The following is a 13,247-nucleotide window of genomic DNA, read 5'->3' as shown; positions in this document are numbered from 1 at the left end:
TTCCCATCAAGCTCCATAGAGGGGGCCATCATGAGCGAGCGTTGGAAAGGCATAATCACTAACTGCGCGAGTTTGAGAAATCTTGCCCTGGTTTGTGGGTTCTTTTTTGCTTTAAGCGGCACTGCTTCAGCTGATTCCTGCGGAACAGATGCTACTGCCGGTTGGGATGTCGAGAATCCTCCGGCCGAGGATCGTCAAGCAATTCAAGATCTCTTGTCCCGCTATGCCTGGACGATCGACGAAAGAAATGCACCCGCGTTCACTGGTCTCTTTGCGGAACCGAGATCGTCTTACTATAAGATTTGCAGTTCAGGCAACAGTATCCTCAAGTTGACACTCGGCATGGGTCCGGAGTCGGCAACCGATCTCCTCGGACAGATGACAATAATACTTAAGAAGATGGAGACCGATAGCCTCCAGACTCGGCACCTCGTGACCAATACCTTGTTCGACGTGGTTGACGATAAGACGGTGAACACCAAATCGATAGTCCTGGTGACTCTGCAGGACTCCCACTCTCCGGCACCGGTTCTTGACTATTCGGCGGATGCCCGGGCCTCTTTTGTAAAGGGGGACGACGGCAGGTGGCGATTTCAATCGCTTACAGTCCACGCCGACTATGTTGCTGGCTCTATCGCAGCGAAGAAGCGATGACGCCCAGAGATCGGCCATGGGTTCACTGGCACGCTCCAGTGGGCTGAAATGCGTGCCGTTGCGCTGATCGCTGCGGTCCTCGGCATTGTGTTTGTCCTAATATCCGGGACGATCGGGCTTCGACATGCAGCTTTCGTATCGACGCCGCAAGCCGGTGAGAGGCACGGCTCCGATCAGGACGACCTGGATTCGAAGTCGTTCGCCAACGCCGTTACGCGATGGAATCCCGACATCTTTTGGGCGCCGGCCTCAAAGAGCACCGACGTCATAACCAGGTCTGGCGATGAAGCGCGAGCGATCTTCGGTCCTATTCCCGACGGCGATTGCGACAGCCCACAGATGAAGGTCATCCCACTGGAAGTCGACGGCAATGTCGTCGACCTCAAGCCCAATCCAACAAAACCGGGCACTCCGCTGGAGTTCGAGCACAGGAACGAGAACGGAGAGGTGGTGAAATGGACGGCGACTTTGCCCAAATGCGACAAGCCTTCGCTGACCGGCAGCACGACCTACTGTGGGCTGAACTCACGTGTCGTCAGAGTCGTGCGCGGCAACGTGGAATGGCTGTTCCTCTGCAGGAAATCGAATATCAGCCAGGAGGTCAGCACCGATCCCTACTGGACGCGGTCGGATCCGAGGTTTTCTGTCTTCGGCACCATCGGGTTCAACCGGAAATCCGGAGAAATTGTCTTCTTCGACGGCCGCAAGGACCAGAGCCAGTTCGATTGGTCAAAGCCCCTCGTTCCGCCGGGCGGGCGCAGCTATTCCGATGAAGCGGGAAGGGACACGGCGGAGAAAATCTATGATCCGACGTTCCAGATCTCGTGCCATGCATGCCATGACAACAAAAGCCCCTATGTGATCGATCCGCACATTGCGCAGAGCAGGGTCGGTTTTCGTTCGGCCGGCGATGCCAGATCGACCGCCTTCAGCCTGGGCGATTTTCTACCGCACCGGCCGCGGTTGCCGGACGCGCCGTTCCGCGTGGTCGGCTCCGGCTACACCGGCACCTACCGCAATGAACTCAGCCAAGCCAGGACGGTCGAAGATCCGACGGGCAACTGCACAAGCTGCCACACGCTTACCACACAAGTCACGGGCCGCCGTTTTGCCGCCGACGCGGCGGGGCACGAGCCGACAGTCACGTTGCCGACCTGGGTCCAGTTGCTCGAGCTGCACGAGGAACAGGTCGTCTACGCCGAGATAGAAGCACACCGCACGAACTGGGCGGCCGGCAGCGGTGGCATCCATCCCTGGATGTTGCCGGGGTCGGGCAATGACCTGTCCTCCAGCGCGCCGCGACTGAGCTCGGAAGACTGGCGCAAGCTGAGCGACTGTCTGTGGGGAGCCGGCGGCTCCGAGTGCGGCTACCGCCCGCTCTACACCGGCTGCCCGGCGCCGGAGGCGGAGGCGGAGGATGAAGGCTCTTCGCTCGCCGATGCCAGGATTCAGGTTTTGCCTCCCCTGCCCGGAGCGGCGGTGAAGACGCCTGTCCTTCGCGTAAGCTGGACCTTTCGCAACAGCTACGGTGGCGTTCCTGAGCGCGACGATGTCAGGATCAATGTGGCAGTCGGCGCCGCCGCGATTCCGGCAAACGGGGATCCACCGCAAAGCGGCGAATATCCGAGCATCGAGCAGGCAAAAGGAACCGACGCCGTGGCCATCTCCGGTCCCGTCAGTTCAGCCGGCTCCAGCTTGCTGGTCCAGGACGTTTCGTTTGCCGGCCACACGAAATGGAGCGACCCGACGCCGTCGATGTCGCCGCGCACCTTCCAGATCGATCTGCCTGGCGAATGCAACCGACGCACCTTGATCCGGCTGGTGCCCAAACGGTTCTGCTTCGACCAAAGCCAAGCGGCATTCAGCGAGGCAGACCATTTGGTCTATGCCGACGTTCGGTGTGACGAGCATCGATGATCCATCTGACGCGATCGAAAGCGGCTGGTGAGCGCCGCGATTTGCGATAACATGACCGGGTGCTACATGGTCGCCGCACCAAGGAGGGTCCCGGAGCGTGACCACGCCGGTTCCATTGGCTAGCCCGATTTTGCCCGGCCCGGCGAAGTCTGTTGCGGAGCGGCGTTATCTCACCATCCTGTTTTGCGACATGGTGGGGTCGACCGAATATGCCGACCGCCTGGATCCCGAGGATTTCCAACGCCTGATTGAGACCTTTCTGCAGACCTGCAGCAGCGTCGTGCGGCGCCACAAGGGTGTGACGGCCAGCTACATCGGCGACGCCATACAGGCCTATTTCGGTTATCCGATAGCTGGCGAGGACGACAGCGAGGTCGCGGTGCTGGCGGCGCTCGAGATCGTCGATGCGGTGGCCACCATCTCGGCAAATCAGGGATATCCGTTGCAAGTGCGGGTGGGCATCGCGAGCGGCCAGGTGGTGGTGGGGGAGTTCGTCGGCGCGCCGAGCGGCGTATCCACCGTCGCCTTCGGCCACGTCGCGCATCTGGCGGCGCGGCTGCAGGTACTGGCCAAGCCGAATATGGTCCTTGTCGACGCGGCGACCTTCGAGGCGGCGAGCGGCGCAATCGATTTCACCAGGTTCGGCAAACATGAGCTGAAGGGATTCGCCGAACCGGTCCAGGTTTGGCAGGTGCAGCGGCAGCGCATGGTGCCGACCCGTTTTGCAAAGCGCGCGCATATGACCAGGCTGTGCGGCCGCAATGCCGAACTGCGACTGCTGATGGAGCGCTGGGAGACCGTCGTGCGCGACAGGCGCGGCAGTGCGGTGTGGGTCTCGGGAGAGTCGGGTATCGGCAAATCCCGGTTGCTCAACGAGATCCAGCAGCGCCTGCGCAGCTTTCCGCAGCTGACCATGCAATGTTCTCCGACCTTCGAGAACAGCACCCTTTATCCGTTCCTCGCCGAATTGCAGAGGATCGCAACGATCGAGGACGGTGACCCAACGGAGGAAAAGCTCCGAAAGCTCAGCAACGGATTGTCGATGGGTTCGGTGTCCAGCGACGTCGCGCTGGCGATCTTCTCAAGCCTGCTCGGGATACCAACGGCCAGGCCGGACAGGCTCGAGGGAATTAGCGCCGAACGGCAGCGCAACATCGCCGAACAGGCGTTGATGGATCTGGTCGGTTATCTGGCGCGCACCACCCCGATCCTGATCTTGTTCGAAGATGAACAATGGGCCGATGCGACCTCGCGCGAGCTTCTCGACAAAATCGTCGCCAGCCTGGCTGCGACCCCCGCGCTGCTGCTCGTATCGAGCAGGAACACCGCAAGCCTTCCATGGTTCAACAGGCCGGATGTGCATCACATCAGGCTTGAAGCGCTCGGACGCGAGGATGCCGAAGCTATTGTCCATGACATCAGTCCGAATGCGGTCGCCGCTGATGTTTCAGTGGTGCTCGATCGCAGTGAAGGCGTCCCGCTCTATATCGAAGAGCTTACCCGGAGCGTGGTCGAAACAGGGTTGCGGCTGGACGCAGCGCAGCCCAAGCGTTTGTCACTCACGAACAACATTCCAAACTCCCTGCAGTTCTTGCTGCTTGCCCGCCTCGACAGGCTGGGGCCAGCAAAGGAAGTTGCGCAGATCGCAGCGGCGATCGGCCGAAAATTTGACTTCGACATACTGCGCGAGATTTGCGATTGGCCCGAAGCGGAGCTGCGCAACGCAGTTGGCGACCTGATGCGCACGGGGCTGGTCGTCGCCGAGCGAGGGACAGCCGGCGCGGGCTTTTCGTTCAGCCACGTGCTCCTGCAGCAGGCCGCCAGAGGCACGATGCTGCACGAACGTGCGCAGCAGATTCATCGGTTGATTGCCGAATGTATCGAACTGCGCGACCGCAACGCGGCTTTTGCCCGTCCCGAAGTGCTCGCCGAGCATTTCGCCGACGCAGGTCTGTTCGATCGCGCCGCTGATTACTGGCTGCTGGCAGGGGTGAAGGCAGCCAAGACTTGGGCAAAAGCTGACGCGGTGCGTATCTTCAGGAAGGGGCTTGAAGCCGCGAAACTCTTGCCCGATTCCGACGATCGCAGCCGCAAGCTGCTTCGCTTCGAACTGGAGCTGGGCGACGTGCTCTACGCCGCGCAAGGCTACGTGACCGGCGAAGGCAGTGCCGCATATCAGCGGGCCATAGCACTGAGCGGGAAGCTCGGCGAACCGGAAGCGACGATCAGGGCGCTCGACGGGCTTTTCGGAACCCATTTCAACTCGGGCCAGTTTGGCAAGGCCCTTGCAGCCAGCGATGAGTTGATCCGGGTTGGCGAGGAGGGCGGCTACCTGAATGCGCTCGTCATAGGTTTGCAGTTCAAGGGGATGACCCTGTTCAGTCAGGGCGAGTTGGTGGCGGCCCGGCAATATCTCGAGCGCGCTCTCAGCCACAAGGAAAGCGCGGACAAGGTCGGCAGCGACTTTCCGAGCATGGCCATGATCTACCTTTCCTGGACCTTGCACATTCTGGGGTATCGCCGTCAGGCGCTCAAACTCTACCTCGAGGCCGAGACGACCGTTCGGCAGCAGCCCGCCTATCGCTTGGCCGCTTGCCTGGGAAACGGCTGCGTGTTGTTCGCCTTCCGCGAAGAAAGCAGTTTGATCGCTCGACTGGCCGACGAACTCCTGCCGCTGGCGCAGGAAAATGGCTTCAATCTCTGGGCAAGGGTGGCGCGCTTTTTTGGCGGCCTGGCTGCATCGGACCTCGATGACAATCTGGCGGGAAGCCACATGATGGCATTGACCGAAAATGACCTTGAAGATCAGGAGGTCGACAAGTCGTGTTATTTAGGTTTACTCGCCAAGGCTTTCATGAACTCCGGGCAATTCGATATAGCGGCAGAGACCGTTGAGAAAGGTCTGCACGAGGCCGAAAAGATCGGCGAGCATTACTTTACAGCCGCCTTGCTTCGCATTCGCGGTGAGATCGAACTTGCAAACGGAGCGGGAGACAGGGCGGCAGAGGCTTCTTTCCGCGAGGCGATTGCCTTTGCGCGGCGGCAGAACGCCAGGAGTTGGGAGCTGCAGGCGACCACCAGTCTGGCGAAGCTATTGCGGTCACAGGGCAGGTTCGAAGAGGCCCGTGCGGAATTGCGGGAGATCAACGATTGGTTCATCGCAGCAGACGTGGCGTGATCGACGCCTTGTGCCAGCTACGATCGGCCGGCGGGCGCTGGATAGCTCCGCTGTTGATTTCGCTGGAAAGTTTCCAGCAGCCTCCGCAGCCCATCAAGATTGAGGATCCGGCGTGACGGTACTTAACGATCGTCTTCTCGAAAGCAAGATGACCAAGGTGGAGCAGTCGCGAGCCTGGAGCCCACGCGTCATCTCGAAATTCGAGACGCTGATCAGGAGCGCCGACGACCACTCACTCCATCGCGTCAATCCGTTGACCTTTGCTCGCGACCGCGCGGTCGCGGAGCCTGAAGCAATCGACCTCTTCCTTCATGCCGCCCGCTGCGGCTTGTTCGACATGAGCTGGGATGTGCTCTGTCCACAGTCCGGTATGGTGCTCGATAGTTTCGGCGCCCTGCGCACGCTGAAGACCCACTACGTCTGTGGCCTGTGCGACGTATCCGGCGACACCGACCTCGACGACTTCATCGAGGTCACCTTCTCGATATCGCCGAAGCTGCGGCGCCTGCCGTACCACGATCCCGAGACGCTTTCTGTCGAGGATTTTCACTGGAAACTCCACTTCGGACATGACGGGCGGCTACCGGGGCAAGACGTTCGCTTTCTGGACCTACTGCGCGGCTTCGTTCGGGGCATGACGTTTCTGCCGCCCGGCACCACCACAGTGCTCCGCGCCGACCTGGGACCGGGCGCGCTTGCGGGCGTCAACGTGCAGACGCAGGCCGCATTCGCGGTGCCGATATCAGGCGACCAGGTATCTGCGCCGACACTGCTGAAGATCGACTACGACGGCAAACGCTTCTTGCCGGCGTTGCCCGCCGTGCCACCCGGTCCGATTGTCATCGAGGTCGCGAACAGAGGGCCGGTGCGAGGTTCGTTGCTTGCCATCAACTGGCCGCCCGAGCTTGTCGCGCTGACGACCAAGCCGGCGCTCGATTTCGACCCCTATGTTTCCGGTGGAGCGCTGCTTGCGCGGCAGACCTTCCGCCAGCTCTTCCGATCCGAACGTGTCGACGAGAAGGAGGGGCTCGGCATCCGGCAGATCACCTTCCTGTTCACGGACCTCAAGGGTTCGACCGCCATGTATGAACGGCTTGGTGACCTCAACGCCTACGCTTTGGTCCGCGAGCATTTCGCCCTGGTCAACGCGGCGGTGCAGCAACATGCCGGAGCGGTGGTCAAGACGATCGGGGATGCGGTGATGGCAGTCTTCTCGCAGCCTTCGGATGCGATTTCGGCTGCACTGCACATCTTTGAAGACATCGATCGCTTCAACGGCGAGCATGACGGGCCAGGGATCATCCTCAAGATCGGTGCCCACTGTGGACCGTCGATCGCCGTGACACTCAACGACAACCTCGACTATTTCGGCCAGACGGTGAATGTCGCCGCGCGCGTGCAATCGCTGGCGGAAGCCGGCCAGATCTGCATTTCCGAGGCGCTCCATTCCGCGCCCGGGGTCAGCGAAATGCTTGCCGGCCATCGCGTGTTTGGTTTTGACGCGCCCCTTCGGGGCGTGGAGGGTGATGCAACCGTCTATCGCATCATGCGGGGATAGATACGCTTGCGTGCCGACTCCAGCCGGCCGACCGGTTCAGCCGCAGGCTGGAAACATCATGTGGTGATGCCAGCGCTTTCCCAATCTCGTCGAGATGCACGATCTGCCGATGAAGGCGGGATCCTGGCGCCGCCACTTCGGTGATCTCAATGATGCTGGCTGGCGCGACGGGCATGCTCACGGATGTGTTCGCGAGAAATGCCGGCATCCGCCAGGGTTCTGTCCGGAACCCGCCGCAAGCTCGCAAGCGTCTGACGATAGACAAGCCAGCGGGTGAAACGGTCTCGAAGTTCATACAACATGATTGTCTCCTTTGGCGCGCGGAATGCCCCGCACGCCGGGTTTCTCGAAAACGCAAAGAGCCTGTGCAAGCGGGTGCATGACCGAAGGGACTGCACTGGCTTTCTGACCAGCCTGGGCGCCTGCCGCTGTCCCGCCAGGCACGATTGTCCAAGGCCGCCAATGGCTGCATACTTGCGATGATGCCCGCTTCGCGCTACAGCCAAGGTCGCAAGGCATTTTTCATTTCTGCAAAATGGATATTGGCTGGGACGATCTGAGGCTGTTTCTCGACGTTGCGCGACTGGGTGGCCTGAGCGCGGCGACGGCGACCACGCGCCTCAGCGCAGCTACCCTTGGACGACGCGTCACCGCGCTTGAAAAGCAGATCGGCGAGCCGCTGTTCGTGCGTCAGCAGACCGGCTACCGGCTGACCCCGGTCGGCGAAGAATTGCTGCGGCGCGCCGAGGACGTCGAGGCGGCAATGCAGTCGCTGACCCGCTGGCGCGAAGGAAGCCTGCCCGACCGCATTGTCCGCGTCTCGGCCGGGCCATGGACCTCGGCTTTCATTTCCGCCCATATCGGCGAGGTCTGGACGGTCGATGACGGCATAAGGATGGAGTTCGTCACCACCACCGACCGGGTCGACATCGGACGTCGTGCCGCCGACGTCGGCATCCGCAGCGAGCGCCCGACCGAGCAGTGGCTGGCTGGCCGTCAGAGCGGCAAGGTCGCCCACGCGCTTTACTCCGGACGCCACCTGATCAACGGCATCGCCGCCGGCTTGTTCGTCGGCGTCACCGGCGAAGGGGCAAACGTTGCCTCGGCGCGCTGGCTGCAAGCCCATCACGGCGACCGCATTGCGGTGCGCGGCAACAACACCCATTCGGTGCGAGAACTGGTGGCCGCCGGCGCCGGCCTTTCGATCTTTCCGTGCTTCGTCGGCGACAGCGATCCACGACTGGTGCGCGTCGCCCGGCCCATCCCCGAACTGGAAACCGACCAATGGATCGTCACCCATCACGAAGAACGCCACTCGCCGCCAGTGCGAAAAGTCGCCGACCGGATTGCCGCGTTGATGCAAGCGCACCAGCCGCTGTTTCGCGGCGAGACGCCGATGCAATGAGCCTCCAGAGGCCGATCTCGAGACCGTTCTTCCGTGCAAAACGTTGACGGGTGGCAGGCGGCAGTTCACCTTCGCTTGCCTGCCATCCACCTGATTTCTGGAATCCATCGAAGTCCATGCAATACGATACAACCCAGGCGACAAGGCAGGCTCAGAGGAACGATCAGAGCCATCCCGTCAGTGCGGACCTGATCGCTGTCGTCATTGCCGTGACGAATGGCGAGCCGCGCGTCCTGACCATCGAGCAGGCGCAAGCTTTGCCGTCCGGCCCTTTCGAGCTCGACCATCGCTCCTTGCAATCGGGCTTGCGGGCATGGGTGGAGCGGCAGACCGGTCACCTGCTAGGCTATATCGAGCAGCTCTACACGTTTGCCGATCGCGACAGGACAGGCGATGCGCGCGTGCAGATATCGATCAGCTATCTCGGCCTGACACGGGAAGAGCAGGCCGAAAGGTCGCCAACGCATGGTTGGCGGGGCTGGTATGAGTATTTTCCGTGGGAGGATCACCGCGTGGGCGCGCCGCCCATTCTGGCCGATATCCTCATGCCCCGGCTTTTGGCCTGGGCCGACGTTGCCGAGGATCTCGGCGTGCGCCGCGATCGCCGGCAACGCGTGGCATATGCCTTCGGCCTGGATGATCGCGGCTGGAACGAGGAGCTTGCTCTGCAGCGCTACGAACTGCTCTATGAGGCCGCGCTGGTGCCGGAGGCTACACGCGGCCGGGACAATGGCATTCCGCCGGCCATTCCGGGCCGACCAATGACTGCCGACCACCGCCGCATTCTGGCGACCGGGATCGCCAGGCTTCGAACCAAGATCAAATACCGCCCCGTCGTGTTCGAGCTGATGCCGCCGGCTTTCACGCTCTTGCAACTGCAGCGCACCGTCGAAGCGCTCGCTGGGCGGCTCGTGCACAAACAGAATTTCCGGCGCCTCATCGAACAGCAGGATCTGGTCGAGGAGACCGGGGAGACGATGTCGGACACCGGCGGGAGACCGGCCAAGCGCTTCCGCTTCCGCCAGACGGTTCTGGCGGAACGAACTGTCGCAGGGACAAAATTGCCACTTTCACGCGCTTGACATTCCTTATGCTCAAGTTAAGCATATACCCTAGTTATACTCAACGCGAGCATAATGAGGGTAAGGCATGTTCAACGCCTCCACGCGCACCGCCGCGCTGTACGACCGCGTGCGGCGGGCTATCCCGCCGATCGAATGGCCCGCCTTCGCCGGCGACATCGACGCCATTCTCGACCTGAAGCGGCAACGAAACGCTGTCATCCTTGCGCACAACTATCAGACGCCGGAGATCTTCCATTGCGTCGCCGATATCGTCGGCGACAGTCTGGCGCTTGCCCGCAAGGCGATATCGGCCGAAGCGGACGTGATTGTGCTGGCCGGCGTGCATTTCATGGCCGAGACGGCGAAGCTGCTCAACCCTGAGAAGACCGTGCTCATTCCCGACCTGCGCGCCGGCTGTTCGCTGGCGGACTCCATTACCGCCGAAGATATCCGCCTGCTCAGGCAACGCTATCCGGGCGTGCCGGTCGTCACCTATGTCAACACGTCGGCCGAGGTGAAAGCCGAGTCCGACATCTGCTGCACGTCAGGCAATGCGAAGGCGGTCGTCGAGTCGCTTGGCGTCCCTCGGGTGATCATGCTGCCGGACGAATATCTGGCCCAGAACATCGCCGCGCAGACCGACGTTGAGATCATCGCCTGGAAAGGACATTGCGAGGTGCATGAGCGCTTCACGCCCGCCGATATTCGCGAGTTGCGCGAAAGCCATCCCGGCGTGACGGTGCTGGCGCATCCCGAATGCCCGCCCGACGTGGTGGCCGAGGCCGATTTTTCCGGCTCGACCGCCGCCATGTCAGGCTATGTCGAAAGGCAAAAGCCGCCCCGCGTCGTGCTGATGACGGAATGCTCGATGAGCGACAATGTCGCGCTTCAGCATCCCGAGGTCGAATTCATCCGGCCCTGCAATCTCTGCCCGCACATGAAGCGGATAACGCTGGCCAACATTCGCACGGCACTCGAAGAGAACCGCCATGTCGTGAGCATCGAGCCCGGCATCGCCGGCCGCGCGCGCCTGGCCGTCGAGCGGATGCTGGCCGTATGAGCGTGCAAAATCTCGACGGCCGCCCCGTCATCATCGGCGGCGGCATTGCCGGACTGATGACCGCGCTGCATCTGGCGCCGCAGCCGGTGCTTCTTCTGTCCAGGGCACCGCTGGGGGCTGACGCATCGAGCGCCTGGGCGCAAGGTGGGCTGGCCGCCAGCCTCGGCGACGACGACGATCCGGCACTGCATCTGGCCGACACCCTCGCCGCCGGCGATGGGCTCTGCGACAGGGAGATGGCCAGCCGTATCCTCAATGCCGCGCCCGGCGCCATCGATCGGCTTGCGGGCTTCGGGGTCCGCTTCGACCGGGCACCAGACGGAACATTCCGCCTCGGACTGGAGGCAGCGCACAGCCGGCGGCGAATCGTCCATGCCGGTGGTGACGGCAGCGGACGAGAGGTCATGCGTGCCTTGGTCGCGGCCGTCCGCTCGACGCCGACGATAGAGGTCGTTGAGGGGTTCGAAGCGCGCCGGCTGGCCGTGGAGGACGGCAGCATCGCCGGCGTGCTGGCGACCTGCTCGACTGGTCCGGTGTTCTTCGCCACGGGACGGGTCGTCCTCGCCACGGGCGGCATCGGTGGCCTGTTCCTCGACAGCACCAATCCATTGGGCAGTTGCGGACAAGGCCTGGCGCTCGCAGCGCGTGCCGGCGCTACCCTTGCCGACCTTGAGTTCGTCCAGTTCCACCCGACCGCACTTGACGGGTCCGGCCGCCCCATGACGCTGATCAGCGAGGCTGTTCGCGGCGAAGGCGCAACCATCGTCGATGGAAGCGGCCGGCGTCTTCTTCAAGGCGTGCAAGGGGCGGAACTTGCGCCGCGCGACGTGCTGGCGCGTGCCGTCTGGAACCATCTTGCGAACGGCCACCGCGTCTTTCTCGATGTGCGGGAAAGACCCGGCCCGGCATTCGCGCGGCAGTTCCCGACGATCGCGTCGGCCTGCGGCAAGGCCGGCATCGATCCGACGCGCGATCTCATTCCCATACGCCCTGCCCAGCACTATCACATGGGTGGTATCGCCGTGGATGGCTCCGGCCGCACGTCCGTTTTGGGGCTTTGGGCCTGCGGCGAAGTCGCCGCGACGGGGTTGCACGGCGCGAACAGGCTTGCCAGCAATTCCCTGACCGAGGCGGTGGTCTGCGCGCGCTGGGTCGCCGAAAGCATCGCGGGAACCGCTGCCCTCCGGACAAGGCAAGCGAATGCAAGCGACTGCCCGCCGTCCGATCCCGAGGCGGTGCGTCCCCTCTTGTCGCGTGCGCTCGGCGTCGTGCGGGACGGTGAAGGCTTGAAAGCAGCCGCACGGTCCTTGTTGCCGCTCGCCGAGCACGAGGGCGCGGACCCGGCGGCCGTCGGGTTGATGATCGCGATTGCCGCGTTGCTGCGCCGGGAAAGCCGCGGCGCTCACTATCGGACAGACTTTCCCCATCACGCGACTGATGGCCGGCGCTCCGAAATTACGCTCGAAGCAGCACTTGCGGCAGCGCGGGAACTTGCACACTCGCCAGCGCTGGAAACCGTAACCTGATGACCCTCTCGCCACTTCCCGCAATCATGCTCGAGCCGATGGTGCGGGCGGCTCTTCTCGAAGACCTCGGCAGAGCCGGCGACGTGACCACGGACGCCATCGTACCACGAGATCGCCATACGACGACCGTGCTTGCGGCTCGCCAGCAAGGCATCATCGCCGGCCTCGATCTGGCGATGCTCGCCTTCAAGCTGATCGATCCGAATGTCGAGATGACGGTGGAGCGCGCGGACGGCAGCGACGTAGCGCAGGGGGAGACCATCGCGTCGGTGAGCGGCCCGGCCCGTGCCATTCTCACGGCGGAACGCACGGCGCTCAATTTCCTGTGCCATCTCAGCGGCATAGCCACGGCGACCGCAGCGATCGTCAGTGCGATCCGCGGGCACAAGGCGAAGATCGTCTGCACCCGCAAGACGACACCGGGCTTGCGGGCAATCGAAAAATACGCCGTGCGCGCCGGCGGCGGCGCCAATCACCGCTTCGGCCTCGACGACGCCATCCTGATCAAGGACAACCACATCGCCATCGCCGGCGGAATTCGCCCGGCGATGGAGCGGGCGCGAATGAGCGTCGGCCATCTCGTCAAGGTCGAAGTCGAGGTCGATATGCTGGCCCAGTTGGAAGAAGCCTTGGCGCTTGCCCCCGACGCAGTCCTGTTGGACAACATGTCAGTCGATGACTTGCGCAAGGCGGTGGCCATGGTTGATGGCCGGGCGGTCACCGAGGCGTCTGGCAGGATCACCGCCGCGATTGCGCCAGCCGTTGCCGCAACCGGTATCGACCTGATTTCCATCGGCTGGTTGACTCACAGCGCCCCGATCCTCGATATCGGCCTCGATTATCGTGAGCTTTGATCGTCGGACCAGGCCATCTAAAGTCTAGCCG

The 13,247-nt window shown here is 62.7% G+C and carries 10 protein-coding genes; 9 read left to right on the top strand and 1 reads right to left on the bottom strand.

Features of this window, described 5'->3' with window-relative positions; genetic code table 11:
• The first annotated feature begins 30 nt into the window (after nt 1-30).
• The 4 genes from EN857_RS09610 (at nt 31) to EN857_RS09595 (ending at nt 7,307) form a co-directional block, all read left to right on the top strand.
• Nucleotides 31-654 carry a nuclear transport factor 2 family protein gene (locus tag EN857_RS09610; protein WP_187331229.1) on the top strand — a complete coding sequence of 208 codons (624 nt, stop codon included), beginning with the start codon at nt 31-33 and terminating at the stop codon, nt 652-654.
• Between the two features lie 48 nt (nt 655-702).
• Nucleotides 703-2,571, top strand: coding sequence for a hypothetical protein (locus EN857_RS09605; RefSeq protein ID WP_127392098.1), 1,869 nt, complete (start codon nt 703-705; stop codon nt 2,569-2,571).
• Nucleotides 2,572-2,668: 97 nt separating this feature from the next.
• Nucleotides 2,669-5,749, top strand: coding sequence for an adenylate/guanylate cyclase domain-containing protein (locus EN857_RS09600; RefSeq protein ID WP_127310789.1), 3,081 nt, complete (start codon nt 2,669-2,671; stop codon nt 5,747-5,749).
• Nucleotides 5,750-5,861: 112 nt separating this feature from the next.
• Nucleotides 5,862-7,307 (top strand): adenylate/guanylate cyclase domain-containing protein, encoded by a 1,446-nt coding sequence (locus EN857_RS09595; protein WP_127310790.1) that lies wholly within the window; start codon nt 5,862-5,864, stop codon nt 7,305-7,307.
• A 146-nt stretch (nt 7,308-7,453) separates the two neighbouring features.
• On the opposite strand, the gene EN857_RS09590 is transcribed toward EN857_RS09595, so the two are convergent.
• On the bottom strand, nt 7,454-7,609 hold the full coding sequence (locus EN857_RS09590; RefSeq protein WP_127283540.1) for a DUF1127 domain-containing protein: 156 nt from the start codon (nt 7,607-7,609) through the stop codon (nt 7,454-7,456).
• Nucleotides 7,610-7,842: 233 nt separating this feature from the next.
• Here EN857_RS09590 and EN857_RS09585 point away from each other — a divergent pair, with 233 nt between their 5' ends.
• The 5 genes from EN857_RS09585 to nadC all read left to right on the top strand — a co-directional run bounded on the left by EN857_RS09585 (nt 7,843) and on the right by nadC (nt 13,216).
• A complete protein-coding gene (locus tag EN857_RS09585) occupies nt 7,843-8,712 on the top strand; it encodes a LysR family transcriptional regulator (RefSeq protein WP_127310792.1) in 870 nt (289 codons plus the stop codon).
• Between the two features lie 116 nt (nt 8,713-8,828).
• A complete protein-coding gene (locus EN857_RS09580) occupies nt 8,829-9,794 on the top strand; it encodes a hypothetical protein (protein ID WP_127310793.1) in 966 nt (321 codons plus the stop codon).
• 67 nt (nt 9,795-9,861) lie between these two features.
• Complete coding sequence (gene nadA / locus EN857_RS09575) at nt 9,862-10,836, top strand: quinolinate synthase NadA (protein ID WP_127312018.1); 975 nt, start codon at nt 9,862-9,864, stop codon at nt 10,834-10,836.
• Nucleotides 10,833-12,362 carry an L-aspartate oxidase gene (locus tag EN857_RS09570; protein ID WP_127312017.1) on the top strand — a complete coding sequence of 510 codons (1,530 nt, stop codon included), beginning with the start codon at nt 10,833-10,835 and terminating at the stop codon, nt 12,360-12,362. Before nadA ends, EN857_RS09570 begins: the two co-directional genes overlap by 4 nt.
• On the top strand, nt 12,362-13,216 hold the full coding sequence (nadC, locus tag EN857_RS09565; protein ID WP_127392942.1) for a carboxylating nicotinate-nucleotide diphosphorylase: 855 nt from the start codon (nt 12,362-12,364) through the stop codon (nt 13,214-13,216). The genes EN857_RS09570 and nadC overlap by 1 nt, the downstream gene beginning before the upstream one ends.
• Nucleotides 13,217-13,247: the final 31 nt, after the last annotated feature.

Origin of the sequence: Mesorhizobium sp. M4B.F.Ca.ET.214.01.1.1 (assembly GCF_004791545.1) — a bacterium.
In the GTDB taxonomy this organism is placed as follows: domain Bacteria; phylum Pseudomonadota; class Alphaproteobacteria; order Rhizobiales; family Rhizobiaceae; genus Mesorhizobium; species Mesorhizobium abyssinicae.
The sequence above is the reverse complement of the archived record's forward strand: the minus strand, read 5'-3'. Positions and strand labels throughout refer to the sequence as shown.

Coding starts and splice junctions, on each gene's coding strand:
- EN857_RS09610 (WP_187331229.1), top strand. CDS start 31: ATGAGCGAGCGTTGGAAAGGCATAATCACTAACTGCGCGAGTTTGAGA.
- nadA (WP_127312018.1), top strand. CDS start 9,862: ATGTTCAACGCCTCCACGCGCACCGCCGCGCTGTACGACCGCGTGCGG.
- EN857_RS09570 (WP_127312017.1), top strand. CDS start 10,833: ATGAGCGTGCAAAATCTCGACGGCCGCCCCGTCATCATCGGCGGCGGC.
- EN857_RS09605 (WP_127392098.1), top strand. CDS start 703: ATGCGTGCCGTTGCGCTGATCGCTGCGGTCCTCGGCATTGTGTTTGTC.
- nadC (WP_127392942.1), top strand. CDS start 12,362: ATGACCCTCTCGCCACTTCCCGCAATCATGCTCGAGCCGATGGTGCGG.
- EN857_RS09590 (WP_127283540.1), bottom strand. CDS start 7,609: ATGTTGTATGAACTTCGAGACCGTTTCACCCGCTGGCTTGTCTATCGT.
- EN857_RS09580 (WP_127310793.1), top strand. CDS start 8,829: ATGCAATACGATACAACCCAGGCGACAAGGCAGGCTCAGAGGAACGAT.
- EN857_RS09585 (WP_127310792.1), top strand. CDS start 7,843: ATGGATATTGGCTGGGACGATCTGAGGCTGTTTCTCGACGTTGCGCGA.